The following is a 1,313-nucleotide window of genomic DNA, read 5'->3' on the forward strand; positions in this document are numbered from 1 at the left end:
TTTGTCCCGTCCTGAAATAAGTTTACACCTTAAGAGACTTATTTTATGGAACATGCACGAGAACAACGAGTTAAGCGCACACAACGTGATTATAGCTTCGCCTTTAAAATGATGGTGGTACATGAAGTAGAAAAAGGGCAAATTACTTATAAACAAGCTCAGGCAAAATATGGTATTCAAGGAAGATCAACTGTGCTGGTATGGTTACGCAAGCACGGACAACAGGATTGGACTTCGAATATGCCGACTTCTTCTAAACGCCAATTGACACCCCAACAACGAATCCGCCAATTAGAAAAACAGTTAGCCGCAGAAAAGCTCAAAACTGAATTTATACAGGATGTGATTTATCACATTGATAAAGAGTGTGGGACTGATCTTGGAAAAAAGTATACCGAGCACGTTTCAAAGATTGGCAAAGCCAAAGAAGACTAAGCGTTTCACGTTATTGTCAGTGGTTAGGAATCACTCGACAAGCTTATTATCAAGCAGAAAAACGTGCTCAAATGACTGCACAAGTAACAGAACAAATACTCGAGTTGGTTATGGAGTATCGCTGTCTCATGCCAAGTATCGGAACACGTAAGCTGTATTGGCTTATTAAAGGCAAATTGTTGCAGCGTGGTTTAAAGTGTGGACGGGATCAGTTATTTAAAATATTGAAAGAAAATAATTTATTGATTCGCCCCAAGCGTCGTTATACAAAAACTACGGATAGCAAGCATTGGATGAAGAAGCATCCAAATTTATTAAAGGATTATTCAGCGGTGCAAGCCAATGAAGTCTTTGTCAGTGATATTACCTATGTTGAGAGTGCTGAAGGCGTACATTATTTATCCTTAGTGACAGATGCTTATACCCGCCAGATTAAAGGTTATAAGTTATCGAATGATATGCGTGCAGAGAATGTTGTGCAGGCACTACATATGGCGATGCAGCATGTGACAGATCGGGCAGCCAGGATGATTCACCATTCAGACAGAGGCTCTCAGTATTGCTCTGAACTATATCAATCGGCATTACGCCATTATGGGGTATGTCCTTCTATGACAGATGGAGGAGACTGTTACCAGAATGCATTAGCAGAGCGGATTAATGGAATATTAAAGCAGGAGTTTTTAACTACACGATGTCAAACCATGAAGGAGTTAGATCACTTAATTGCGGAATCTATCATGATTTATAATTGCTATAGACCACATTTAAGTTTAAATATGAACACCCCGAATCAGACGTATGAGCAAACTAAAACCGAGCTAATTGCTTAACTCGGTTTGAAGTGGAATACTGTCAATCTATTTCAGGACAAGACA

Annotated in this window: 1 protein-coding gene; it reads left to right on the forward strand. The window is 39.5% G+C overall.

All coding sequences use genetic code 11. The annotated features are described in order from the left end of the window. Positions 1 to 45 precede the first annotated feature (45 nt). A protein-coding gene (locus tag FTU82_RS15955; RefSeq protein ID WP_104425744.1) for an IS3 family transposase occupies positions 46 to 1,268 on the forward strand; the annotation gives its coding sequence in 2 pieces (ribosomal slippage) (positions 46 to 382 and positions 382 to 1,268; 1,224 coding nt in all). Positions 1,269 to 1,313: the final 45 nt, after the last annotated feature.

This window comes from Acinetobacter sp. YH12151 (genome assembly GCF_013418355.1).
Classification (GTDB): Bacteria; Pseudomonadota; Gammaproteobacteria; order Pseudomonadales; family Moraxellaceae; genus Acinetobacter; species Acinetobacter pseudolwoffii.